This is a genomic window from Mesorhizobium sp. ES1-6 (assembly GCF_020164775.1).
In the GTDB taxonomy this organism is placed as follows: Bacteria; Pseudomonadota; Alphaproteobacteria; order Rhizobiales; family Rhizobiaceae; genus Mesorhizobium.
Map to the genome: position 1 here is coordinate 19,432 of NZ_JAIUGU010000010.1, position 23,009 is coordinate 42,440.

Below are 23,009 nucleotides of genomic sequence, written 5' to 3' on the forward strand. Positions count from 1 at the left end.
GCTGGTGACGGTCCGGCAATCCTACGCCCCGCTGGTCGCCAGCAGCGACAGCGTGCGCACATTGTCGTGGCCTTCGAAGTCGAGCAGGCGGGTCGGGTACTGGCCGGTGAAGCACGCATCGCAGAACTGCGGCTGTTCGTTGTCGCGGCTGGCCTCGCCGACCGCGCGGTAGAGCCCGTTGATCGACAGGAAGCCGAGCGAATCGACGCGGATGAATTCGGCCATCTCTTCCACCGACATGCGCGAAGCGAGCAGCTTCGACTTTTCCGGCGTGTCGACACCGTAGAAGCACGACGCGCTGGTCGGCGGCGAGGCGATGCGCATATGCACTTCCCTGGCGCCGGCGTCGCGCACCATCTGCACGATCTTCTGGCTGGTGGTGCCGCGCACGATGGAATCGTCGACCAGCACCACGCGCTTGCCCTCGATCATGCGGCGGTTGGCGTTGTGCTTCAGCTTGACGCCCATGTGGCGGATCGAATCGCCGGGCTGGATGAAGGTGCGGCCGACATAGTGGTTGCGGATGATGCCGAGCTCGAACGGAATGCCAGCCGCCTGGGAAAAACCGATCGCCGCCGGTGTGCCGGAATCCGGCACCGGCACGACGATGTCGGCCTCGACCGGGTTTTCCTGCGCGAGTTCCGCGCCGATGCGCTTGCGCACTTCATAGACGTTGCGGCCCTCGACCGAGGAGTCGGGTCGCGCGAAATAGACATATTCGAAGATGCAGAAGCGGGTCTTCTGCGGTTCGAACGGGAACAGGCTCTCGATGCCCTTCGAGGTGACGACGACCATCTCGCCGGGCTTCAGGTCGCGCACGAAGCGGGCGCCGATAATGTCGAGCGCACAGGTTTCGGAGGCCAGGATCCAGGCGCCGTCGAGATCGCCCAGCACCAGCGGGCGGATGCCGAGCGGGTCACGGCAGCCGATCATCTTCTTGGCCGTCATCGCCACCAGCGAGAAGGCGCCCTCGACCTGGCGCACCGCGTCGATGAAGCGCGAGTTGAGGTCGCGCTCCTTGCTGGTCGCGACCAGATGCAGAAGCGTCTCGGTGTCGGAGGTGGAGGAGAAGATCGCGCCCTGCTTCTGCAGCGCGCGCTGCACGGTCATGGCGTTGGTCAAATTGCCATTATGGGCGACGGCGAAGCCGCCATCGGCCAATTCGGCGAAGAAGGGCTGGATGTTGCGCATGCCGGCGCCGCCTGTCGTGGCGTAGCGCGTGTGGCCGATGGCGCGGTTGCCCTGCAGGCTGTCGATGACGCGCTGCTTGGTGAAGGTGTCGCCGATCAGGCCGACATGGCGTTCGACATGGAACTGGGTGCCGTCATAGGAAACGATGCCGGCGGCTTCCTGGCCGCGATGCTGCAGCGCATGCAGGCCGAGTGTGACGATGGCCGCCGCATCCTGCCGGCCAAAAATGCCGAACACACCGCATTCGTCGTGGAAATGGTCGTCGGCCTCGGCGGAAAGCACGTCGTCTGCGTCTGCCATCTGTTCGAGCCTCGCTACGGAAAGGCGTGATATAGTGCAGTCGAGCTTCTAATGCCACTGGAAATAAGGACGCCGGCTTGTGGTCGCCGTCGCTCGTCCGGTAGCGTTTCTCTCGCAAAGAGGACTTGCCGGTGAACGATACATCCGACGAAGCCGAAGAGCCCAGTGAGGCCGAAGAAGAGGCGTGGTGCGAATCACAACGCCAGTACGTGATCGACTATCTGGAACGCGAGCAATTGAAACACGGGAGGGTGGGCGAATGGCCAGCTTGGCACGTCTATCCCTACGTTGCCATTTGGGCCATTGAGAGTCTTGCTCGAACTGAATGGATCGGTTGGTGGGCAATCTCTGGTGATCTCCCCACCGACTTTATACCCTGCGGACAGGACCCCACGCCGCGCGCTGCCGCCCGAGAGTTTGGCTTGCGTTGGAAGAAAGCAGCTGTGGCGATGGCTCAAGGGCGGGAATCCGAGGAATTCACGATTGGCAGGCCCGACGATGCCGCAACGCTAGCGCCTCTGCTTGCGTCTAGAGCAAGTATACTCCTGGGTTGGGCTGAGGATGACGAAGCCTGGGACGACGATCCCGATGATCAGTCGGGAACTTGATCCGTCGCCGCAGGTCTATAGCCTGCTGTGTCAGTTCGCCGGCGCGGGCGCCGGCTTAGCCGTGTTGTCGGCGGGACCGGCGTCGTTGTCGTCGGGCGCCGGCGCATTGGCGTCGTCGCCACCGGCCGGAGCATCCGCCGCCGGTACGTCCGGCGCGGCGGGTGTCCCTGCGGCCGGCTGATTCGGATTGAGCTTCTTGAGGATGGCGTTTTCGGGATCCTCGGGCAGCAGGCTTTCGAGCTTGGCGCCGATCTGTTCCAGCAGTGGCCGCGACTTGGCTTCGGTGACCCAGGCCGGGGCCTTGGCGCCGGCCAGCCAGTTGAAGAACAGCAGCGCCACCGCAACGACCAGGATGCCGCGCGCCGCGCCGTAGAGGAAGCCGAGCGTGCGGTCGAGCGCGCCGATGCGCGAATCGATGATCCAGTCGGCGAGCTTCATGGTGATGACCGAGACCACGATCAACGCGATGACGAAGACGACGCCGGCAGAGGCCGCCATGGCGATCTTCTCATTCTCGATATAGGGCTTCAGGTAGGGCAGGACCGGCTTGTAGAAGAAGAAAGCCGCCGCCGCCGCCGCCGCCCAGGACACGACCGAAAGCACCTCGCGCGAAAAGCCGCGAACCATGGCGAGCATCGCCGAAACCAGGGTGAAGCCGACGAGAATTCCGTCAAGCAGCGTAATCGGCATGTCTTTGGCCCCACTCCGATCTCTTGTTCACGACTCGACGAGCCGCGTCATTCCTCATCGTCGACACGGCCGCGCCGTGAGCCGGCTATGCGCGCCACGAGGTCGGCAAGCTCGGTGGGCTGGAAAGCGCCGGCCCCGATCCCCCCGGCAAGTTCCTCGCTGCCCAAGGGCAGAACCGCGCTACCAAAACCCAGCTTTTCGGCTTCCTTGAGGCGCTGCTGCGCATGCGCAACCGGCCTCACCGCGCCCGAAAGGCTGATTTCGCCGAAATAGACGCAATCGGCGGGGAGGGCAAGACCGGTGAGCGAGGAAACCAGCGCGGCGGCGACCGCGAGATCGGCCGCCGGCTCGCTGATGCGGTAGCCGCCGGCGACGTTGAGATAGACGTCATGCTGCCCGAAACGGACGCCGCAATGCGCCTCCAGCACCGCCAGGATCATCGACAGCCGCGCCCCGTCCCAGCCGACCACCGCCCGGCGCGGCGTGCCGAGCGAGGAGGCCGCGACCAGCGCCTGGATCTCGACCAGAACCGGCCTGGTGCCCTCCATGCCGGCGAAAACCGCTGCTCCCGGCGATTTCGCGTGCCGTTCGCCAAGGAAAAGTTCGGACGGGTTGGAGACCTCGCGCAGACCCTTGTCCGACATTTCGAAGACGCCGATCTCGTCGGTCGGTCCGAAACGGTTCTTCACCGTGCGCAGGATGCGAAAGTGGTGGCCGCCTTCGCCTTCGAAATAGAGCACGCCGTCGACCATGTGCTCGACCACGCGCGGGCCCGCGATCTGGCCTTCCTTGGTGACATGGCCGACCAGCACGATCGCGGCACCCGTGGATTTGGCGTAGCGGATCATTGCCTGCGCGGCGGCGCGCACCTGGGTGACGGTGCCCGGCGCCGAATCGGCAAGGTCGGTCCACAGGGTCTGGATCGAATCGAGGATGACCAGGTCCGGCCGCTTGCCGTCGGCGATCGTGGCGAGGATGTCCTCGACATTGGTTTCGGCCGCGAGCTCGACCGGCGCGGACGCGACGCCGAGACGCTGGGCGCGCAGCCTGATCTGCGCGACGGCTTCCTCGCCCGAGACATAGACGATCCGGTGGCCCTTGGAGGCAAGGGCGGCCGCCGCCTGGGTCAGCAGCGTCGACTTGCCGATCCCGGGATCGCCGCCGACCAGCAGTGCCGAGCCGCGCACGAAACCGCCGCCGGTGGCGCGGTCGAGTTCGCCGATGCCCGAGATGATGCGCGGTGCGTCCTCGATATCGCCCGAAAGCGTGGTGAGCACCACGGCCCGGCCCTTGCGGGCATTGCGCGTGTTGGCCGGCCCCGAGCCGATGCCGCCCGACGTGCCTTCCTCGACCAGCGTGTTCCACTCGCCGCAGGCATCGCATTTGCCGGCCCAGCGCTGATGCACCGAGCCGCAATTCTGGCAGATGAACTGGACGCGCGATTTAGCCACGCTTTTACCTTCTTGCCCGCTGGCGGACGCCGCGCGCGACAGCCAATCTCCCGATTTGGGGGGGGCGGCAGGACAGAGGGGGGCGCCGTAGGGCGCCGAGACCCGTTATTGTGGAGGTCGTGGTCAAAAGGCTATTCGAACCTCTCCGCGATATGATGCTCTTCCGCCAGATCCGAGAAGCGGGTGAATTCGCCGTGGAAGGCGAGCGTGACCGTGCCGGTAGGCCCGTGGCGCTGCTTGGCCACGATCACCTCGGCCTTGCCGCGCATCTCGTTCATCTCGTTTTCCCACTTGACGTATTCCTCCGTGCCGAGCTTCGGCTCGCGGTTCTTGAGGTAATACTCCTCGCGGTAGACGAAGATGACGACGTCGGCGTCCTGCTCGATGGAACCGGATTCGCGCAAGTCCGAAAGCTGCGGGCGCTTGTCGTCGCGGCTTTCGACCTGACGCGACAGCTGCGACAGCGCGATGATCGGCACGGTCAATTCCTTGGCCAGCGCCTTCAGGCCCGTGGTGATCTCGGTGATTTCCTGCACGCGGTTCTGCGAGGACTTGGCCGATGAGCCCTGCATCAGCTGGATATAGTCGATGACGATCAGGTCGAGGCCGCGCTGGCGCTTCAGGCGGCGCGCCCGGGCGGACAGCTGGGCAATGGAAATACCACCGGTCTGGTCGATGAACAGCGGGATCTTCTGCATGGTCTGCGAACAGGCGACCAGCTTTTCGAAATCCATCTCACTGATTTCGCCGCGGCGGATCTTCGAGGACGAGATTTCCGTCTGTTCGGAAATGATACGGGTCGCGAGCTGCTCGGACGACATTTCGAGCGAGAAGAAACCGACGACCCCGCCATTGGCCGCCTTGAACGAGCCGTCGGCCTGTTGTGCCGGCACATAGGCTTCGGCGACGTTGAAGGCGATGTTGGTGGCGAGCGATGTCTTGCCCATGCCCGGACGGCCGGCAAGCACGATCAGATCGGAGGGCTGCAGGCCGCCCATGCGGCGGTCGAGATCGCGCATGCCGGTGGCGAGGCCCGACAGGCCGCCGTCGCGCATATAGGCGGCGTTGGCCATGTCGACGGCGGTCTTGACCGCGTCGGTGAAGCTCTCGAAGCCGCCGTCATAGCGCCCGGTTTCAGCCAGTTCGAACAGGCGGCGCTCGGCGTCCTCGATCTGTTCGGAAGGCGACATGTCGACCGGCGCGTCATAGGCGATGTTGACCATGTCCTCGCCGACGGTGATCAACGCCCGGCGCGTCGCCAGATCATAGATGGCGCGGCCGTAATCGGTGGCGTTGACGACGGTGACGGCTTCCACCGCCAGGCGCACCACATATTGCGCCACCGTCATGTCGCCGACCTTCTCGTCAGCGGGCAGGAAGGTCTTCAAGGTGATCGGCGTCGCCACCTTGCCCATGCGGATGAGCTCGGCCGCGACCTCGAAAATCTTGCGATGCAAGGGCTCGTGAAAATGGCCCGCTTTCAGGAAGTCGGAGACACGGTAGAAGGCATCGTTGTTGACCAGGATCGCACCGAGGAGAGCCTGCTCGGCCTCGATGTTGTTTGGCGCCTCGCGATAGAGCGGTTGTTCCGCCACGCCGAATTTTCGCGCTGCTTCTGCCATGATGTCCCCGATCCAGATCCCGCCCTCTCGATATCAGAACTGGAAAACTCAGTGCTGACTTATCTGCAACAGTGAGCGTCCAAGCGGCCTTGATGCTCGTTGTTCACAGGGACGGCAAACCGTCCACAGGAGAGTGTTCCTGAGTCCCGATTCCGTTTGACTCGGCAAGCGCTGATTCTTACGCGCGCTATTGGAACGAAGCAAGAACAATCGGTGGGTCAACGACCGCCGCGGTCCAGCGTATCGCCCCAGTCCAGCCGCCGCGCCACCTTGAATGCCTCGTCGTCGCGCTTGGTGAAGAGCTTTTCGCCGGCGCTGCCGTTTGCCTGGCAGAGTTTCAGCGACACCTTGCCGGAACCGGATTTCGGCGGCGCGATCACCCGCGCGGGGTGCGGGCCGGTGGGCTGTCGAGAAGCGGCGACAAAAATGAATTTCTCGTCCTCCCACGGCACATCGCCGTCCTTGGCCAGCCGGTGCAACCGCGAGCGGGCGACGCGACGGGAAAAATGACACCAGTCGGGCGGGCTGAGCGGGCAGGGTGCCTCGTGCGGACACGGCGCCAGGACATGCGCGCCGGCCGTGATCAGTTGCGCGCGCACCGCGAGGATGCGTTGCCAGCCCGCCGGCGTACCGGGCTCGATGACCAGCAGCGTGTCCGTCGTGAGCTGCCACAGACGGTCGACCATTTTGGGCAGGGATGCCGGCACGATTTCATCGAGCACATAGGCGCATGTGACGAGGTCCGCCGGCTGGAGGTCGGCAAGGTCTGTCGTGACATCGCCTGCCCGCCAGATGGTCCGCGCCGCGATCGCATCGGCCGCGAGCGTCTCGCCGATCTTGCGCACCGCGGCGCTCGCCTCCAGCAGCGTGGCCCGTTCCAGTTCAGGCCAGAGGTCGCTGGTGGCCCAAAGCACGGTGCCAGGGCCGGCGCCGACGTCGAGCAAGGTTTTCGGCGTGAAATCCGGCCGGGCTTCGGCGAGTGTATCGAGGCTGGCGCGGACCGCCGCATAGGTCGCCGGCATCCGCGTCGCCAGATAGGCTTTGACCGCCATGTCCTGCGCCATGTGCAGGCGCCCGTCGCGCAGTTCGGCGCGGTAGCGGTCGGAGAGTGTCCTTGCCGCCTGCTTGAGGTCCTGCAGCGGTACTTTTTCAAGGATGCGATCGACAGCCTGTCGAAGAGGGGCCGGCAACTCCACGCTATGCTCCTCGCGGCACGAGCAGGATGATCGAGGCGCCGGCCAGGCAGAGCGCCGCACCGGCAAGATCCCAGCGATCGGGCCGGACGCCTTCCACCAGCCAGAGCCAGGCGAGCGAGGCAACGATGTAGATGCCACCGTAAGCGGCATAGGCTCGCCCTGCCGCATTGGTGTCGACCAGTGCCAGGAGCCAGGCGAAGACGAGCAGCGAGACAAAGCCCGGCGCCAGCCACAAAGGCGATTTTTCCAGCCGCCACCAGGCCCATACCGAAAAACAGCCGCCGATCTCGGCCAGCGCCGCGGCTGCATAGAGGAGATAGGTCATGAAAAAGGCCTCGCGACGATCACGAGGCCTTTTTCGGGGCAGGAGCCTGCAATGGCAAGCGCCAACAATAGGTTTCGTCCTGACAGCGAGGTTCCTATTCCGCCACCTTGCGTCGGCGGACGGGCTTGGCGGGCTTCGCGACAGGAGCAGCTTCACGGTGCCCCATGTCTGCACGGTGTCCCATGTCTTCCCGGTGCCCCATGTCTTCACGGTGCCCCATGTCGCGCATTTCCAGCGCCTTCTCGCATTTGGCCATATAGTCGCGCGTCATCGGCAGCGTGTCGTTCTTCTTGGCGATCTGGAACTGGAAGATCACCAGGTCCTGCCAACGGAAGGCGGCTTCCGAGGCGGCCAGATAGAATTCCCACATGCGGCAGAAGCGTTCGTCATAGATCGCCTTGGCCTTGTCGCGGTTGGCGGCGAAGCGCTGGCCCCAATGCTTCAGCGTGTCGGCATAGTGGAGGCGCAGGATCTCGACATCGGTGACCACGAGGCCGGATTTCTCGATCGCCGGCAGCACTTCGGACATCGCCGGGATGTAGCCGCCCGGGAAAATATACTTGCGGATGAAGGCGCTGGTCGCCCATGGCACGCCGGAGCGGCCGATCGTGTGCAAAAGCATGACGCCGTCGGGCTTCAGCAATGTTGCCGCCTTGTCGAAGAAGGTGCGGTAATGGTTGACGCCGACATGCTCGAACATACCGACCGAGACGATGCGGTCGAAGCGTTCGTTGAGCTCGCGATAGTCCTTCAGTTCGAAATGGACGTGGTTTTCCAGCCCTTGCGCATGCGCCCGGTCGGTGGCGACGCCATGCTGTTCGGTCGACAGCGTCACGCCCTGCACGTCGACATCGAAGGCCTTGGCGAGGTAGAGGCCGAGCCCGCCCCAGCCGGAGCCGATGTCGAGCACCGTCTGGCCGGCCTTCAGCCTGAGCTTGGCGGCGATATGGCGCTTCTTGGCGGCCTGCGCCTCGTCGAGCGTCATGTCCGGCTGCTCGAAATAGGCGCAGGAATATTGCATGTCCTCATCAAGGAAGAGCCGGTAGAGTTCGCCCGACAGATCGTAGTGGCGCTGCACGTTGCGGCGCGAGCGCGAGGCGGTGTTGATCTGCTGCAGGCGGCGGAAGGCATGGCGCAGGCCCTCGATGGCTTTCGACCAGGTCGCGTCGATGCCGCCGCTGCCCATGTTCTGGAAGGCGATGCGCATCAGTCCGAGCACGCCGCCTTCGAGAATGTCGAGTTCGCCGTCCATGTAGGATTCAGGCACCGCCAGCATCGGATCGAAAGTGATGGCGCGCTCGGCATGTCGGGTCTTGATGTGCATGTGCACCGGCTCGCCGCTGCCGTCACCGAAGAGGAACGTCGTGCCTTTCGGCCCGGTTACCTTGAGACTGCCCGTGCGCACCAGGCGGTCGAGAACGCGCTTCAACAGAATATTCATGACCAAATGTCCCCTCAGTCGGACCACCCGGTGATCGGACCGGTATCGCCAAATCAAAAGTGTCACAGCGCATCGTCCGCGTCCAATCGACGCGCCACGACACAATGTGCACAAGATATAGGGTGTCGAAAAGTTCCTTTTGGCACAAAAAAGCCCGGGCCAGAGGCCCGGGCGTTGGTCCAGAAAGACTGGAAACCGTCAGAACGGAGCAGGCGCCGGCTTGGCGCCCTGCAATGCGGTCAGGCGTTGTCTTCGCCGCCCTCGAATTCGGCGTTCGGGTCGAAGAAGTTTTCCGGCCGCGCATTGTCGTTGATGTCGTCGCCATAAATGGCTTCGGCGGTCGTCAGCGTCTCGCCCTTTGCCTGACGCTCGGCTTCGTCGGCCGTGCGGGCGATGTTGAGTGTGATGGTGACCTCGACTTCCGGATGCAGCGCGATCGCCACATTGGTGAGGCCGATGGTCTTGATCGGCTGGTTGAGCTGGATCTGGTTGCGGTTGACCGTGAAGCCTTCCGCGATCAGCAGGTCGGCGATGTCGCGGGTCGACACCGAACCGTAGAGCTGGCCGGTCTCGCCGGCCGAACGGACCGCGATGAAGCTCTTGCCGTCGAGCTTTTCGGCGACCTGGGCGGCTTCCGACTTGCGCTCGAGGTTGCGGGCTTCGAGCTGGGCGCGCTGGCCTTCGAACTTTTTCTTGTTGTCTTCGTTGGCGCGCAGCGCCTTGCCCTGCGGCAGCAGGAAGTTGCGGGCAAAACCGTCCTTGACCTTGACGGTATCGCCCATCTGGCCGAGGCGGGAAACGCGTTCGAGAAGAATGACTTCCATGGTTATGTTCCTTTTGGTTGGCGCCCGTCCACGCGGGGGACGCCGAATTCTCTGGAACAGGTCAGGAAGCAAAAAGGGCGTTGCCGCCGGTGTCGCTGTCCTGCCTGTCGCGGCAGTTAGAGGTTTTTGACCTCAACTCGGGATTTGAAATCCAACCGGTCATGCCCGTCATGGCCGGCGAAAGGAACGGGCGGCGAACCGCCCGTTCGGAAGAATCAGCGAACCACGTAGGGCAGCAGGCCGAGGAAACGGGCGCGCTTGATCGCCTTGGCGAGCTCGCGCTGCTTCTTCTGGCTGACGGCGGTGATGCGCGACGGCACGATCTTGCCGCGCTCGGAAATGTAGCGCTGCAGCAGACGCACGTCCTTGTAGTCGATCTTCGGTGCATTGGCGCCGGAGAACGGGCAGGTCTTGCGACGGCGATGGAAAGGGCGCCGGGTCGGGATCTGGTTGATGTCGACCATTATTCTGCACCCCCTTCAAAACCTTCGCGCGGACGGCGCGGACCACGGTCGCCGCCTTCACGATCGCCGAACGAACGCGGGCCACGATCGCCGCGGTCGCCGAAGCTGCGCGCCGGACGATCGCCACGGTCGCGATCGCCGAAGCCGCCGCGCTCGGAGCGCTCTTCGCGCTTCTGCATCATGGCCGAGGGGCCTTCCTCATGCGCTTCGACCTTGATGGTCAGGAAACGCAGCACGTCCTCGGATAGGCCCATCTGGCGCTCCATTTCGTTGAGCGCCGCCGGCGGGCAGGTGAGGTCCATCAGCGTGTAGTATGCCTTCCGGTTCTTGTTGACCCGGTAGGTGAGGGACTTCAGTCCCCAGTTCTCGACCCGGCCGACGGACCCGCCATTCGCGGAGATGACGCCCTTGTACTGTTCGACAAGCGCATCGACCTGCTGCTGCGAGAGGTCCTGCCGGGCAAGAAACACATGTTCGTAAAGAGCCATTATGTCCTGGTGCCTTTCTTCGTTTCTCTCCCGGTTCCCGGCGGCAAAAGCCTCTGCAACTTCTCTGACCCGCATGTGCCTCGAAAGGCGCGGGGAAGAAAGGAGCATGACGAGACGGTCGAGAGCGGAGACACGGGAGGCGGAAGCGCTTCTGGCTTCACACGAAGGTTCTCGAAAAAACCTCCGGCCCTCCGTTCAGCCCCCAGCTGGGACCGGCAGATTGGCGGCGTCTATATAGCAATCCGCCGATAAGGCAAGGGCAAGCGGCGGTCCCGATGTCGCAGCGGCCGGAAAAATCAAGCGTCTGCACCGGCGAGGCCCCGGCAATTTTCCGGCAACCGGCCCTTAACCACAATGTCAGGTTGCGCAGGGTTGCGCCGCGCCGTCAACGGTCGATTCATCATGCAAGGCGCAAAAGCCCGGACAACCGCGCATAGCGGCAAGCATTTCCGGGGGTAAGGATGCTTCTCAACAAGTTCTGGCGCTCGAAGAGCGGCAATTTCGCGCTTCTGATGGGGTTGGGGCTACCGGCCATTCTGTCGGCCGTGGCCTTCGCGACCGATGTCTCGACCATGATGCGTGCCAAGAGCAACCTGCAGAACGCGCTCGATGCGGCAAACCTTGCCTCCTCGCATCTTGGCGATCTCGACATCACCCGCACCGATGCTTTCGACCGCTATTTCCAGGCCAACATCGCTGGACATGGCGAACTCGTCAACGCGCAGGCGACGCTGACCGTCGACAGGGGCGTCAATTTCATCAAGACCAAGGCGGTCGCCTCGGCCGACGTCAATCTGAACTTCGCTTTCCTGTTTGGCCAGAGCAAGCACATCGTGGTCGATGCCTCGGCGGCCGAGTCCAATAACCAGCTCGAAGTCGTGTTGGTTCTGGACAATACCGGCTCGATGGCTGGCGCTCGCATGACGGCTCTGAGGACGGCGACGAAGTCGTTGCTGGATACGCTCGAATCGACAAAGTCGCCGACGCGCCAGGTCCGTGCCTCGCTGGTTCCCTTCGTCACGGCCGTGAACGTAAATGGCGACGGGTTTGACCCGTCCTGGATCGACATGGACGGCAATCCTCGACCAACGGTATCAATTTCCCCGTCATCGACGGCAAGCGCCCGAACCACATGGCGCTGTTCAGGCAGCTCAAGGACACCGGATGGGCCGAGCCCGGATGGAACGACACGGGATGGAAGGGTTGCGTGGAGGCGCGGGCCGGCGCCTACAACATTTCCGACACGCCGCCCGACCCGGCTAAGCCCGACACGCTGTTCGTTCCCTATTTTGCGCCGGATGATCCGGGAGATGCGCAGATGCCGTCCAGTTCCTATGGCAATGAGGCAAAATACTACAACAATTCCTATCTCAGCGACGCCAGCGACACGGTCAAGCTAGACAAGCAGAAAGGCGACAACCGGCTCGGCATCGACTTCAGCGGCCTCGACAGCGATCCCGACAAAGCCACCAAGGAACAGGTCGCCAAATATGTGGCGCCGGCCAAGGAACTTATCACCGAGACGGGAACTCCCGTCACCGTTGGTCCCAACCGTTCCTGCCCGACCCCCGTCGTTCCCCTGACCGACGATTTCGACAAATTGCGTAAGGCGGCGAGCCAGATGACGGAATGGAACGGCTCCGGCACCAACGTCTCGGAGGGGCTGTCCTGGGGCATGCGGGTGCTCTCGCCCGGCGCGCCCTATACCGGCGGCGCGCCATTCAAGACGCCTGGCGTCAGCAAGATCGTGCTCCTGCTCACCGACGGTGAGAACGTCGTCTACGGCGCCAGCCAGCAATCGACGAAGTCCGACTACACATCCTACGGCTATCTGGCGGGTGGCCGCTTCGGGTCGGACAATCAGACGACGGCGGCCCGCAATGTCGACGGCTGGACGAAGAGCGTCTGCACGCAGTTGAAGAACCAGGGCGTGCAGATTTACACGATGGTGCTGCAGTCCGACACCGCCGCCAACCGCACGCTTTACAGCGCCTGCGCTTCCGATCCGAGCGATTATTATGCCGTCAACGATCCAGCCAAGCTGCCGAACGTGTTCCTGCAGATCGCCAACAAGTTCTCCAAGCTGCAATTGACGAACTGAGCGGCCGGTCCCGAAAGGCGGGGCCGACAAGGGAGTTGCGCGCCCCGCTCAACTCGTATGGGCGACGACCTTGTCGACCGTCTCGGGGAAGAAGTCGGGCGCGGCCCGGCGCTTGCCGAACATCATGTCGTACTGGATCAGCCGGAAATCGCGGATCGCCGGATCGATCTCCTTTTGGCGCGACCAGTCGGGCGTGGCCGCGCCGTCCGGCGTGAGCAGCAGGTTGCGGTCGACGACGCGGTAGCGCTCCCGCATCTCGCCCAGAAAGCCCGTATAGTACGGGTGGGTGATGCCTGCCGCGGTGAGGATGTGATAGGGCAGGAACGCGGGGCTGACCGCGCCCACATCCTCGACCGGACCGGAGCGGTTCGACCAGATGACAAGCGGCGTCTGGTGATGTTCGAGGGCGGCTTCCGGCGTCGGTTCCTTGCGCGGCGCGACATTGTCCTTCAGGAATCCGGTCTCGACATAGACCGGTCCGAGCGGCGGCAGATGATCGCCGAAAAAGGCGACAATCGTTGGCCGCTCGCGCGTCTTGGCCCATTCGATCAGCCGCTCGAGGCCGCGGTCCGCGTCGGCTGAACCCTCGGCGTAGGAGAGCAGCGAGTCACGCGCCCACTGGCTGATCGGCGCTTGCACCGAATGGGTCGGGTTCGAATAGCGGTTCGGTTCATACGGGCCATGATTCTGCAGGCTGACGGCGAAGAAGAAGACCGGGTCGTCGCTGGCGTCGGCTTCGCGGATGATCTCGTCGGTCATCGCGGCATCCGATGCCAGCGGTCCGCGCTTTTCCATGGGCGGCAAGGTCTCTTCCGATTTGAAGTCGTTGAAACCGAAATCGGCATAGACCGCGCCACGGTTCCAGAACCAGTTGGTGCCGGGGTGGATGGCGCGTGCCCTATAGCCTTCGCTCTTCAGGAAGGTCGCCATCGACGGTGTCGGGGTGCGCACATATTGCTGGTAGGGGATGCTGCCGGCCGGCAGGAAAGCATTGGAAAAGCCGGTCAGCGCCTCGAATTCGATGTTGGCGGTCATGCCGCCGAATTCGGGCGAGAACATCGAGCCCGAGCGGAGCGCCCGCACATTTGGGATCGGATCGGGGGTGATGGTGACCCCGGGCAGCTTGGTCGGATCCCAGAAGGATTCGCTCATGACGATGATGATGTCTGGCTTCTGGGCCGGCATCGAGGCGGTCACATCGGGCCTGTCGATCGCCGCGATTGCCTTGTCGGAATAGCCCGGCGGTGCCGAGACATGCGCCATCGGCACGTTGAGGGCAAAGGCCAGCGCAAAGCCGTTGGAGGCGTAGTTTTCCTTCTGGTCCCACATGATCGGGATGATCTGCAGCCGGTCCCTGGTCCACGAGAAGGTGGCGTAGTCCATGATCGAGACGAAGAAGGCGAGGAGCGGCACCGCCAGCGTCAGGCGAGCAAGGCGGCCCTTGCGGCTGAGGGCTGGAACCTTGCGGCGCCATAACCGCCAGCAGTAGACGAGCAGGGACAGGCCGGCGACGATGGCCACGACCATGGCGAGCGCGGTCATCGGCCGGTCTCGCACCAGGAGCGGCAGCAGGGCGAAGATCTGGCGGGCATAGAGGAAGTCGGTCGGATAGAGCGGATCGCCGAGATAATGCGACTTCTGGTGGCCGACAAAGGCCAGCGACAGGGTCAGCGGCGCAACGATCATCAGGCTCTGGTGACTGCGGCCGAGCACCGCATCGAGGCCGATCAGGATCAGCGCGAACACGACGATGGTGGTCCAGCCGGGCTTGAGCGGCTGCAGGAAGAAGGAGACGGTGCCGGCAACGTCACCGCGCACGATCAGCTCGATGGCGAACACCAGGACGGCGGCGATTGCCAGGCTGATCAGTCCGTAACGGACGACCGGCCATTTCCGGCCCGGCAGGTAGCCGGTGGACGGATCGTCTTCCAGGAACTGCGGCGCGGCATTGCCGGCACGTTTCAAACTCTTTGCCACTTCAACTTCCCACCCAAGGACAACCCAGTCATTCGATTGTCATATAATTGTCACGCAAAGCTAGCGCCTGTGACGGAAATAAGAAGAGCCAGCAAACGATTCGTGAGCGGTTTTCATCAGGTGTGATCGCCAAAAAGCCCTTTTGGAACAGGCACTCGCGCGCGCATGCATCCCTTGTGGTGTGGTGAAGTGGCTTGACTTGGCGGCCTGCCTTGCGTCACAGGCAGGGAAAATTCGTAGTATCAGGCAAGCAGAACCAGTTTGGGGAGCCTCGCATGGCCGTCGCATTCACCTTTCCAGGACAAGGAAGCCAGGCTGTCGGCATGGGCAAGGATCTCGCCGACAGCTTTCCAGAGGCGCGCAAGGTTTTCCAGGAAGTCGACGAAGCGCTCGGCGAAAACCTGTCGAAGTTGATCTGGGAAGGCCCCGAAGAGACCTTGACGCTGACCGCCAACGCGCAGCCGGCCCTGATGGCGGTATCGCTGGCGGCGATCAGGGCTCTGGAAGCGCGCGGTCTCTCGCTGAAGGACAAGGTCGCCTATGTCGCCGGCCACTCGCTGGGCGAATATTCGGCGCTCGCCGCCGCCGGCTTCATTTCGATTGCCGATGCCGCGCGGCTGTTGCGCATTCGCGGCAACGCCATGCAGGCAGCCGTGCCGGCCGGCGAGGGCGCGATGGCGGCGATCATCGGACTGGAGCAGGCCGATGTCGAAGCCGCCTGTGCCGAGGCCGCGCAAGGGGCGGGCAAGGTCTGCCAGATCGCCAACGACAATGGCGGCGGCCAACTGGTCATTTCAGGCGCCAAGGCTGCGGTTGAACTGGCGGCGAAACTGTGCACCGAAAAGGGCGCCAAGCGTGCGCTGATGCTGCAGGTGTCGGCGCCGTTCCATTCGGCGCTGATGGCGCCGGCGGCCAATGTCATGCACGAGGCGCTTGCCGACGTGGCCAAGACCGCGCCAGTCGTTCCCGTCGTTTCGAACGTCAGCGTCACCCCGACCAGCGAGCCCGACGAGATCGCCCGGCGCCTGGTCGAACAGGTGACGGGCCGCGTGCGTTGGCGCGAGACGGTGGAATGGTTCGGCCAAAACGGCGTCACCACACTTTACGAGATCGGCTCGGGGAAGGTTCTGTCCGGTCTGGCGCGGCGCATCAACCGCGATATCGCCACCGGCGCCATAGGAACGGCCGCCGACGTCGAGGCGGCGTTGGCCGCGCTCTGATCTTGTGTTCCTGACAGCGCGGCTGTACATGAATACATGTATTCATGGAGCTGCCGCCATGCCGACATCGATACGACTGGCTCCCGAGATTGAGGAGCGTCTGGACTTTCTTGCGGCCAGCACCGGCCGCAGCAAGGCCTACTATCTGCGCGAACTCATTGAACGTGGTATCGAGGAGATGGAGGACTACTATCTCGCCGCCGAAGTGCTTGAGCGGATCAAGCGCGGTGAAGAAGATGTAGTGACCGGCGAGGATTTCTGGCGTGGCCTGGACGCTTGAGTACGCTCGTTCGGCGCGAAAATTTGTCGAAAAACTGGATCCGCAAACGCGTCATCGCATTCGAGACTTCATAGAAAACCGCATCGCGGTACTCGACAATCCACGTGAGGCAGGCAAACCGCTGAAGGGTCCGCTGGCTACTTTTTGGAGATATCGGGTTGGGGATTACCGGGTTATCTGCGATGTGCAGGACCAGCGGGTCGTCATTCTGGTGGTAACGGTAGGTCAGCGCGGCGACGTCTACAGATGAGCGGACCAATCCGCCGCACGATTTGAGAAGAGGATAGGACATGTTCGAACTGACCGGTCGCAAGGCACTCGTTACCGGCGCGTCGGGGGGCATCGGCGAGGCGATCGCCAGGGTGCTGCATGCGCAGGGCGCGATCGTCGGCTTGCACGGCACGCGGGTCGAGAAACTGGAGACGCTGGCCGCCGAACTGGGCGACCGGGTCAAGCTGTTCCCGGCCAATTTGTCCGACCGCGACGAGGTCAAGGCGCTCGGCCAGAAGGCGGAGGCCGATCTCGAGGGCGTCGACATCCTCGTCAACAATGCCGGCATCACCAAGGACGGGCTGTTCGTGCGCATGTCGGACGCCGACTGGGATAGCGTGCTGGAGGTCAATCTCACCGCCGTTTTCCGGCTGACCCGTGAACTGACCCATCCGATGATGCGTCGCCGCCATGGCCGCATCATCAACATCACCTCGGTGGTTGGCGTGACCGGCAATCCCGGCCAAGCGAATTACTGCGCTTCCAAGGCGGGCATGATCGGCTTTTCCAAATCGCTGGCGCAGGAGATCGCCACCCGCAACATCACCGTCAACTGCGTCGCTCCGGGCTTCATCGAATCGGCCATGACCGACAAGCTCAACGACAAGCAGAAAGAGGCGATCATGGCGGCGATCCCCACCAAGCGCATGGGCACCAGTGCCGAAGTGGCGTCCGCCGTTGCCTACCTGGCTTCGAACGAGGCCGCCTATGTGACGGGGCAGACCATTCACGTGAATGGCGGTATGGCGATGATCTGAGCGAGGCTCCGGCGGCAACACCGCGGCGCTGTGAAAACCCACCATTTCGGCTTGGACCTCAGCTATTTTTCGTGTAATGCGGCCCGCAACCCGGCGGTTCGGGCAAAAACCGGTTCGTGGCCGTTGCGTTTCCGGCAGGACCATCTTTCAGCTTGATTAGCGGCATTCCGCCCGCTAACGAAGACAGACAAACAAAAGACGAGGATGCCCCAAATGAGTGACACCGCAGAGCGCGTCAAGAAGATCGTCATCGAGCACCTGGGCGTCGATGCCGACAAAGTGACGGAGCAGGCGAGCTTCATCGATGATCTGGGCGCTGACAGCCTCGACACGGTTGAACTCGTCATGGCGTTCGAAGAAGAATTCGGCGTCGAGATCCCCGATGACGCGGCCGAGACCATCCTGACGGTCGGCGATGCCGTGAAGTACATCGACAAGGCTTCCGCCTGACGCTTTCCGCAGTCACTACCGGGGAGGACCTGCGATGAGGCGTGTCGTCGTCACGGGCCTTGGCCTGGTTTCGCCGTTCGGCATGGGCTTCGAGCACGGCTGGAAGGAACTGCTGACTGGTCGCAGCGCCGCCAAGCGCGTCACCGAGTTCGAGGTGGACGATCTTGCCTGCAAGATCGCCCACGTCATTCCGCGTGGCGACGGTTCCAACGGCACGCTCAATCCCGAAGCCATTCTCGAGCCGAAGGAACTTCGCAAGATCGGCGACTTCATCCTGTACGGGATCGCGGCCGCCGATGAAGCGCTGAAGGATTCCGGCTGGCAGCCTTCGACCGAGGATGAGCGTTGTGCCACCGGTGTGCTGATCGGCTCCGGCATCGGCGGCCTCGAGGGCATCGCCGAGAACGCGATCATCCTCAAGGAACGCGGCCCGCGCCGCATCAGCCCGTTCTTCATTCCCGGAAACATCATCAATCTGGTCTCCGGCCAGGTGTCGATCCGGCATGGGCTGAAAGGCCCCAACCACGCCGTCGTCACCGCCTGTTCGACCGGCGCGCACGCCATTGGCGACGCCGCCCGGCTGATCATCTTTGGCGATGCCGACGTAATGCTGGCCGGTGGCGCGGAATCGCCGGTGACCCGGCTTTCGCTGGCAGGCTTCGCCGCCTGCCGGGCGCTCTCGACCGAGCGCAACGACACCCCGCAAACAGCCTCGCGGCCCTACGACCGCGACCGCGACGGCTTCGTCATGGGCGAGGGCGCCGGCGTGGTGGTGCTCGAGGAATTGGAGCATGCCAAGGCACGCGGTGCGAAGATTTACGCCGAGGTGACCGGCTACGGTCTCACCGGCGATGCCTATCACATCACCGCCCCCGCCGAGGACGGCGACGGCGCTTTCCGTTGCATGACGGCCGCGTTGAACCGGGCAAAGCTTACGCCGGCCGATGTCGACTACATCAATGCGCATGGCACCTCGACCATGGCCGATACGATCGAACTCGGTGCCGTCGAGCGGCTGGTCGGCAATGCGGCGTCGAAGATCTCGATGTCGTCGACCAAGTCGTCGATCGGCCATTTGCTGGGCGCGGCGGGCGCGGCCGAAGCGATCTTTTCGATCCTCGCCATCCGCGACAATATCGCACCGGCGACCATCAACCTCGACAATCCCGAGCGCGAAACCGCGATCGACCTGGTCCCTAACAAGCCACGCGCGCGCCAGATCGACGTGGCGCTGTCGAATTCCTTCGGCTTCGGCGGCACCAACGCTTCGCTCGTCTTCCAGCGGTATGATGGCTGACCATCCGGCTGCCGGGCGATGCCTTGGCGTGTCGTCAATTTTGCCATATTCGCCCCTACTCTGCCGCAGGGGATTCGTTGAGAGATCGAACGGTAGGGCGAAATGAATACAAATCCGGCGGGCAACGGAGAATTCGGGCAAGGGACGGCGAATACCGGGCCGATCGTGCCGAAGACAGCGAGCGAGGCGCTGCGGCCGGAGGTCGGAACGCCGCCGCCGAAACGGTCGCGCGCCTCGCGTAGCCAGATCGTCGTGTTCATGAACTTCGTCATCTCGTCGGTGATGCTGATGGTTCTTGCGGCGGGCGTGGCCGTCTATTTCGGCAAGCAGGAATTCACCGAACCCGGCCCCTCGGCCAATGGCGACACCTTCCTCGTCAAGCCCAACACCGGCGTGCAGGACATCGCCGACCAGCTCGAGCGCCGCGGACTGATCAGCGACGCCCGCATTTTCCGCCTCGGCGTCCGTGCCTTCGGCAACGATTCCGCGCTCAAGGCCGGTGAATACGAGATCAAGCCCAAAGCCTCCATGCGCGACATCATGGAACTCCTGAAGAGTGGCAAGTCGGTGATGTATTCGCTGACCATTCCGGAGGGACTAACGGTCGAGCAGGCCTTGCAGCGCATCGCCGAAGAACCCGCCCTGAGTGGCGAAATGCCGGCGAAGACGCCTCCGGAGGGCAGCCTTGCCACCGATACGCTTCGTTTCACGCGTGGCGCGACGCGTCAGCAGATGGTCGACAAGCTGCTCGCCGATCAGAAGAAACTGGTCGATGAGGTGTGGCAGAGGCGCGCGCCGGATCTGCCCCTGGCCAGCGTCGAGGACTTTGTCACCCTGGCCTCGATCGTCGAGAAGGAAACCGGCAAGGGTGATGAACGCTCGCGCGTGGCCGCCGTCTTCCTGAACCGATTGGCCAAGGGCATGCGCCTGCAGTCCGATCCGACCATCATTTACGGTCTGTTTGGCGGCAAGGGCAAACCGGCGGACCGTCCGATCTACCAGTCCGACATCCAGAAGCAGACGCCCTACAACACCTATGTGATCAGCGGCTTGCCGCCGACGCCCATCGCCAATCCGGGCCGCGCGGCCCTCGAGGCCGTGGCCAATCCATCGAAGACCGACGATCTCTATTTCGTCGCCGACGGCACGGGCGGTCACGTCTTCGCCGCGACCCTGGACGAGCACAATGAGAACGTCGCCCGCTATCGCGCGCTGCAGAAGAAGCAGGCCGATGACGCAGCCAAGGCGGCCGCTGCCGCCGGCACCAGCGGCGGCACCGACAAGCCTGCCGCCGACAAGCCCGCCGACGATGGCGCCGACGGCGACGCCGGCGGTGATGCGGGCGCGGCTCAATAAGTGAAGAAAGGCGTTGCCTGAAAGGCGGCGGCCTGACATTTGAAAGAACGCCAGGCGTCCGATTTCGACGCATTCGCGGCGTGGTCATTTTAAGCCGCGCTAGCCCCTCCGGAAAACCGGTGTCGGGGTGAGGCGCCAGGAATGTGCGGGCGACATGAATTTGCAGAGCATGACGGGTTTCGCGCGGGCCGTCGCCGAGCATGACGGCACCTCGATCGCCTGGGAAGTCAAATCCGTCAATGGCAAGAGCGTCGAGGTGCGGCTGCGGCTGCCTCAGGGGTTCGAGCGGTTGGAGCCCGTGGTCAGGCAAACGCTGCAGAAGCGTTTCGCCCGCGGCAATTTCCAGGCGACGCTGACCATCGGCCGCGCGGCCGGCGCGCAGGCGCAACCCGTCGTCAACGAGGCTTTTCTGAAAGACCTCGCCGGCCTGGCCAAGCGGTTGCAGGAACAGTTCGGCGCCGCGCCCGCGACGGCTGACGGATTGCTGTCGTTGCGTGGCGTGCTCGATGTTCCCGAAACCGTCGAAACCGAAGAGGCGCGGGCCGCGCTCGACACCGCCATCATGGCCGCGCTCGACGCGGCGCTGAACGGACTGGAACAGGCTCGGCAAGGAGAAGGCGCGGCACTTTCCTTGCTCTTGTCCGGTCATATCGACACCATCGAGACATTGACCCTGCGCGCGGAAGCGGACCCGTCACGCGATGCGGCGGCGATCCGCGAACGCATAGCCGAGCAGGTCAGGCTGCTGATGGATGCATCCGCCAATCTGGATGCGAGCCGGCTGCACATGGAGGCGGCGTTCCTCGCCACCAAGGCCGATATTCGCGAAGAGATCGACCGGCTGAAAACGCATGTCGCGTCTGGCCGGGTCTTGCTTCAGGGCGGCGGCGCCGTCGGCCGCAAGCTTGATTTTCTGGCACAGGAATTTAACCGCGAATCAAATACGCTGTGTTCCAAGTCGAATGCCGCGGCCGTCACGGCGATCGGGCTGGAATTGAAGGCCGTGGTCGACCAGTTTCGTGAACAGGTCCAGAATCTGGAGTAGCCGATGGTTGCCAAGGAACCGATGGTTGCCAGGGATTTGGGGTCCCGCATCCGCCGCCGGGGGTTGATGCTCGTCCTGTCGTCGCCCTCGGGTGCCGGCAAGTCGACGATCGCGCGCAATCTTCTGGAAAGCGACTCCAGCCTCGAACTCTCGGTCTCGGTCACCACGAGGCCGCGCCGCGGTTCGGAGATCGAGGGCGTCCATTATCACTTCCGCACGATGCGCGACTTCGAGCGGCTGCGCGATTCCGACGCGCTGCTCGAATGGGCGCAGGTGCACGGCAATTGCTACGCGACACCGCGCGAGCCTGCCGAACTGGCGCTGGCGCAAGGCCGCGACATGCTGTTCGACATCGACTGGCAGGGCGCTCAACAGCTCAAGGAGAAGATGCGTGCCGACATCGTCTCGATCTTCATCCTGCCGCCATCGATGAAGGAATTGAAGGCGCGGCTGAAGCGCCGCGCCGAGGACCAGGAAGCGGTGATCGAGACCCGGCTCAAGAACGCCCGCAACGAGATCGAGCACTGGAAGGAATATGACTTCGTCATCGTCAATGACGATCTCGACCGTGCCTTCGCCGAGGTGCGCGGCATCGTCGTTGCCGAGCGGCTGCGGCGCGACCGCCGGCCCGGTCTCTTCGACTTCGTCTCGGGATTGCTGGACGAGAAGACGGCGTAAGCGCCTCTCCTTCCTTCTCCCCGTTCACGGGCGGAAGGTGTCACGAAGTGACGGATGAGGGGCGGCGCCGTTCCTTCGTTGGTTCGTGCCGCCTGCCGCCATCCTCTCACCGTAAACGGAGAGAAGTTACACCGCATTGGTCAGCCGTACGAACTCCTCGACGCTGAGTGTTTCGGCGCGTCGCGTCGGATCGATTTCCGCTCGTTCGAGCAAGGCCTCGCCGCCGAGGCTTTTCACGCTCTGCCGCAGCATCTTTCGGCGCTGGCCGAAGGCGGCTTCCGTCACCCGGCCTAGTTTCCTCACATCGGCGGGCAGGGGTGTCGCGCGCGGCTCCAGATGTACCACCGAAGAGGTGACCTTGGGTGGCGGCGTGAAGGCCTGGGGCGGTACGTCGAAGGCGATCCTGGCCTGCGTGCGCCAGCCGGCGAGCACACCGAGCCTGCCATAGGCATCGCTGCCGGGTGCGGCGACGATGCGCTGGGCGACCTCACGCTGGAACATCAGCGTCATCGAGGCGTAGAAGGGCGGCCAGTCCGCGACCGTCAGCCATCGGACCAGCAGTTCAGTGCCGATATTGTAGGGCAGATTGGCCACGATCCGGACCTTGCCACTGTCTCCAGAAGCCTCCGAGGCGAGGGCGGCGAAGTCGGTCTTCAGCGCGTCTCCTGAAATCACCTGCAGCCGGTCGGGATAATGAGCGGAGACTTCGGCAAGCGCAGCCAGGCAGCGTTCGTCGCGCTCGATGGCGACGACCCGGCGGGCGCCGTTGGACAGCAGCGCCCTCGTCAACCCTCCAGGGCCGGGCCCGACTTCAATTACCGTGGCATTCGTCAGGTCGCCGGCGCTGCGTGCGATCTTGCCGGTCAAATTGAGGTCAAGCAGGAAGTTCTGGCCGAGCGCCTTTTTCGCCTGCAGTCCGTGGCGCTCGATGACGTCCCGCAGCGGCGGCAGCCCATCGAAGCTCATGCGCGAGGACC

Annotated in this window: 23 protein-coding genes and 1 pseudogene; 12 read left to right on the forward strand and 12 right to left on the reverse strand. The window is 63.7% G+C overall.

From position 1 onward, the window contains the following. Window positions 1-21: 21 nt before the first annotated feature. Window positions 22-1,491, reverse strand: a complete 1,470-nt coding sequence (gene purF / locus LB564_RS22235) for an amidophosphoribosyltransferase (RefSeq protein WP_224541003.1) — start codon at window positions 1,489-1,491, stop codon at window positions 22-24. Window positions 1,492-1,622: 131 nt separating this feature from the next. Between purF and LB564_RS22240 the strand changes: the two genes are divergently transcribed. After that, complete coding sequence (locus LB564_RS22240) at window positions 1,623-2,099, forward strand: DUF4826 family protein (protein ID WP_224541005.1); 477 nt, start codon at window positions 1,623-1,625, stop codon at window positions 2,097-2,099. Between the two features lie 30 nt (window positions 2,100-2,129). On the opposite strand, the gene LB564_RS22245 is transcribed toward LB564_RS22240, so the two are convergent. The 9 genes from LB564_RS22245 to rpsF all read right to left on the reverse strand — a co-directional run bounded on the left by LB564_RS22245 (window position 2,130) and on the right by rpsF (window position 10,600). Beyond that, the gene (locus tag LB564_RS22245) at window positions 2,130-2,789 is read right to left on the reverse strand and encodes a CvpA family protein (protein WP_140710490.1); all 660 of its coding nucleotides are present in this window, start codon (window positions 2,787-2,789) and stop codon (window positions 2,130-2,132) included. 47 nt (window positions 2,790-2,836) lie between these two features. Further along, the gene (gene radA / locus LB564_RS22250) at window positions 2,837-4,240 is read right to left on the reverse strand and encodes a DNA repair protein RadA (protein WP_140710492.1); all 1,404 of its coding nucleotides are present in this window, start codon (window positions 4,238-4,240) and stop codon (window positions 2,837-2,839) included. A 131-nt stretch (window positions 4,241-4,371) separates the two neighbouring features. Beyond that, the gene (locus LB564_RS22255) at window positions 4,372-5,862 is read right to left on the reverse strand and encodes a replicative DNA helicase (RefSeq protein WP_140710494.1); all 1,491 of its coding nucleotides are present in this window, start codon (window positions 5,860-5,862) and stop codon (window positions 4,372-4,374) included. A 218-nt stretch (window positions 5,863-6,080) separates the two neighbouring features. After that, complete coding sequence (locus tag LB564_RS22260; protein WP_224541007.1) at window positions 6,081-7,058, reverse strand: small ribosomal subunit Rsm22 family protein; 978 nt, start codon at window positions 7,056-7,058, stop codon at window positions 6,081-6,083. Between the two features lies 1 nt (window position 7,059). Further along, on the reverse strand, window positions 7,060-7,383 hold the full coding sequence (locus LB564_RS22265) for a YnfA family protein (protein WP_224541009.1): 324 nt from the start codon (window positions 7,381-7,383) through the stop codon (window positions 7,060-7,062). Between the two features lie 94 nt (window positions 7,384-7,477). Further along, a complete protein-coding gene (locus LB564_RS22270; protein WP_224541012.1) occupies window positions 7,478-8,824 on the reverse strand; it encodes an SAM-dependent methyltransferase in 1,347 nt (448 codons plus the stop codon). 239 nt (window positions 8,825-9,063) lie between these two features. Continuing rightward, window positions 9,064-9,648, reverse strand: a complete 585-nt coding sequence (gene rplI, locus LB564_RS22275) for a 50S ribosomal protein L9 (RefSeq protein WP_224541013.1) — start codon at window positions 9,646-9,648, stop codon at window positions 9,064-9,066. A gap of 215 nt (window positions 9,649-9,863) precedes the next feature. Further along, entirely contained in the window at window positions 9,864-10,112 is a 249-nt protein-coding gene (gene rpsR, locus LB564_RS22280; protein WP_006203718.1) for a 30S ribosomal protein S18, read from the reverse strand. Continuing rightward, window positions 10,112-10,600 (reverse strand): 30S ribosomal protein S6, encoded by a 489-nt coding sequence (gene rpsF, locus LB564_RS22285; protein ID WP_015318508.1) that lies wholly within the window; start codon window positions 10,598-10,600, stop codon window positions 10,112-10,114. Before rpsF ends, rpsR begins: the two co-directional genes overlap by 1 nt. Window positions 10,601-11,112: 512 nt before the next feature. Between rpsF and LB564_RS31520 the strand changes: the two are divergent. Together LB564_RS31520 and LB564_RS22295 are read left to right on the forward strand one after the other, a co-directional pair. Continuing rightward, window positions 11,113-11,166 (forward strand): annotated as a pseudogene (locus LB564_RS31520) (hypothetical protein); the annotation flags it as partial. 566 nt (window positions 11,167-11,732) lie between these two features. Beyond that, window positions 11,733-12,701 (forward strand): hypothetical protein, encoded by a 969-nt coding sequence (locus tag LB564_RS22295; protein WP_224541314.1) that lies wholly within the window; start codon window positions 11,733-11,735, stop codon window positions 12,699-12,701. A gap of 48 nt (window positions 12,702-12,749) precedes the next feature. Here LB564_RS22295 and LB564_RS22300 read toward each other — a convergent pair whose 3' ends face one another. Continuing rightward, the gene (locus tag LB564_RS22300; protein ID WP_224541015.1) at window positions 12,750-14,678 is read right to left on the reverse strand and encodes an LTA synthase family protein; all 1,929 of its coding nucleotides are present in this window, start codon (window positions 14,676-14,678) and stop codon (window positions 12,750-12,752) included. Between the two features lie 275 nt (window positions 14,679-14,953). On the opposite strand from LB564_RS22300, the gene fabD reads away from it, so the two are divergent. The 9 genes from fabD (at window position 14,954) to gmk (ending at window position 22,032) form a co-directional block, all read left to right on the forward strand. Next, window positions 14,954-15,898, forward strand: coding sequence for an ACP S-malonyltransferase (fabD, locus tag LB564_RS22305; RefSeq protein WP_224541017.1), 945 nt, complete (start codon window positions 14,954-14,956; stop codon window positions 15,896-15,898). A 58-nt stretch (window positions 15,899-15,956) separates the two neighbouring features. Next, the gene (locus tag LB564_RS22310; RefSeq protein WP_224541019.1) at window positions 15,957-16,178 is read left to right on the forward strand and encodes a ribbon-helix-helix protein, CopG family; all 222 of its coding nucleotides are present in this window, start codon (window positions 15,957-15,959) and stop codon (window positions 16,176-16,178) included. Continuing rightward, window positions 16,162-16,428 carry a type II toxin-antitoxin system RelE family toxin gene (locus LB564_RS22315; protein WP_224541021.1) on the forward strand — a complete coding sequence of 89 codons (267 nt, stop codon included), beginning with the start codon at window positions 16,162-16,164 and terminating at the stop codon, window positions 16,426-16,428. Before LB564_RS22310 ends, LB564_RS22315 begins: the two co-directional genes overlap by 17 nt. A 40-nt stretch (window positions 16,429-16,468) precedes the next feature. Then, window positions 16,469-17,206: a 3-oxoacyl-[acyl-carrier-protein] reductase gene (fabG, locus tag LB564_RS22320; RefSeq protein WP_224541023.1), complete on the forward strand. Its 738-nt coding sequence runs from the start codon at window positions 16,469-16,471 to the stop codon at window positions 17,204-17,206. 213 nt (window positions 17,207-17,419) lie between these two features. Next, window positions 17,420-17,656, forward strand: a complete 237-nt coding sequence (locus LB564_RS22325) for an acyl carrier protein (RefSeq protein ID WP_006203723.1) — start codon at window positions 17,420-17,422, stop codon at window positions 17,654-17,656. Between the two features lie 34 nt (window positions 17,657-17,690). Beyond that, window positions 17,691-18,953: a beta-ketoacyl-ACP synthase II gene (gene fabF, locus LB564_RS22330; RefSeq protein ID WP_140710516.1), complete on the forward strand. Its 1,263-nt coding sequence runs from the start codon at window positions 17,691-17,693 to the stop codon at window positions 18,951-18,953. A 102-nt stretch (window positions 18,954-19,055) separates the two neighbouring features. Beyond that, entirely contained in the window at window positions 19,056-20,309 is a 1,254-nt protein-coding gene (mltG, locus tag LB564_RS22335) for an endolytic transglycosylase MltG (protein ID WP_224541025.1), read from the forward strand. Between the two features lie 154 nt (window positions 20,310-20,463). Continuing rightward, entirely contained in the window at window positions 20,464-21,354 is an 891-nt protein-coding gene (locus LB564_RS22340) for a YicC/YloC family endoribonuclease (RefSeq protein WP_224541026.1), read from the forward strand. A gap of 21 nt (window positions 21,355-21,375) precedes the next feature. Further along, a complete protein-coding gene (gene gmk / locus LB564_RS22345) occupies window positions 21,376-22,032 on the forward strand; it encodes a guanylate kinase (RefSeq protein WP_140710542.1) in 657 nt (218 codons plus the stop codon). 126 nt (window positions 22,033-22,158) lie between these two features. Here gmk and rsmA read toward each other — a convergent pair whose 3' ends face one another. Continuing rightward, entirely contained in the window at window positions 22,159-22,998 is an 840-nt protein-coding gene (gene rsmA, locus LB564_RS22350; RefSeq protein ID WP_224541028.1) for a 16S rRNA (adenine(1518)-N(6)/adenine(1519)-N(6))-dimethyltransferase RsmA, read from the reverse strand. Window positions 22,999-23,009: the final 11 nt, after the last annotated feature.

Coding starts and splice junctions, on each gene's coding strand:
- LB564_RS22295 (WP_224541314.1), top strand. CDS start 11,733: ATGGCGCTGTTCAGGCAGCTCAAGGACACCGGATGGGCCGAGCCCGGA.
- gmk (WP_140710542.1), top strand. CDS start 21,376: ATGGTTGCCAGGGATTTGGGGTCCCGCATCCGCCGCCGGGGGTTGATG.
- fabF (WP_140710516.1), top strand. CDS start 17,691: ATGAGGCGTGTCGTCGTCACGGGCCTTGGCCTGGTTTCGCCGTTCGGC.
- rpsR (WP_006203718.1), bottom strand. CDS start 10,112: ATGGTCGACATCAACCAGATCCCGACCCGGCGCCCTTTCCATCGCCGT.
- LB564_RS22325 (WP_006203723.1), top strand. CDS start 17,420: ATGAGTGACACCGCAGAGCGCGTCAAGAAGATCGTCATCGAGCACCTG.
- fabD (WP_224541017.1), top strand. CDS start 14,954: ATGGCCGTCGCATTCACCTTTCCAGGACAAGGAAGCCAGGCTGTCGGC.
- LB564_RS22255 (WP_140710494.1), bottom strand. CDS start 5,862: ATGGCAGAAGCAGCGCGAAAATTCGGCGTGGCGGAACAACCGCTCTAT.
- rsmA (WP_224541028.1), bottom strand. CDS start 22,998: ATGAGCTTCGATGGGCTGCCGCCGCTGCGGGACGTCATCGAGCGCCAC.
- LB564_RS22310 (WP_224541019.1), top strand. CDS start 15,957: ATGCCGACATCGATACGACTGGCTCCCGAGATTGAGGAGCGTCTGGAC.
- rplI (WP_224541013.1), bottom strand. CDS start 9,648: ATGGAAGTCATTCTTCTCGAACGCGTTTCCCGCCTCGGCCAGATGGGC.
- LB564_RS22265 (WP_224541009.1), bottom strand. CDS start 7,383: ATGACCTATCTCCTCTATGCAGCCGCGGCGCTGGCCGAGATCGGCGGC.
- mltG (WP_224541025.1), top strand. CDS start 19,056: ATGAATACAAATCCGGCGGGCAACGGAGAATTCGGGCAAGGGACGGCG.
- fabG (WP_224541023.1), top strand. CDS start 16,469: ATGTTCGAACTGACCGGTCGCAAGGCACTCGTTACCGGCGCGTCGGGG.
- purF (WP_224541003.1), bottom strand. CDS start 1,491: ATGGCAGACGCAGACGACGTGCTTTCCGCCGAGGCCGACGACCATTTC.
- LB564_RS22270 (WP_224541012.1), bottom strand. CDS start 8,824: ATGAATATTCTGTTGAAGCGCGTTCTCGACCGCCTGGTGCGCACGGGC.
- rpsF (WP_015318508.1), bottom strand. CDS start 10,600: ATGGCTCTTTACGAACATGTGTTTCTTGCCCGGCAGGACCTCTCGCAG.
- LB564_RS22245 (WP_140710490.1), bottom strand. CDS start 2,789: ATGCCGATTACGCTGCTTGACGGAATTCTCGTCGGCTTCACCCTGGTT.
- LB564_RS22340 (WP_224541026.1), top strand. CDS start 20,464: ATGAATTTGCAGAGCATGACGGGTTTCGCGCGGGCCGTCGCCGAGCAT.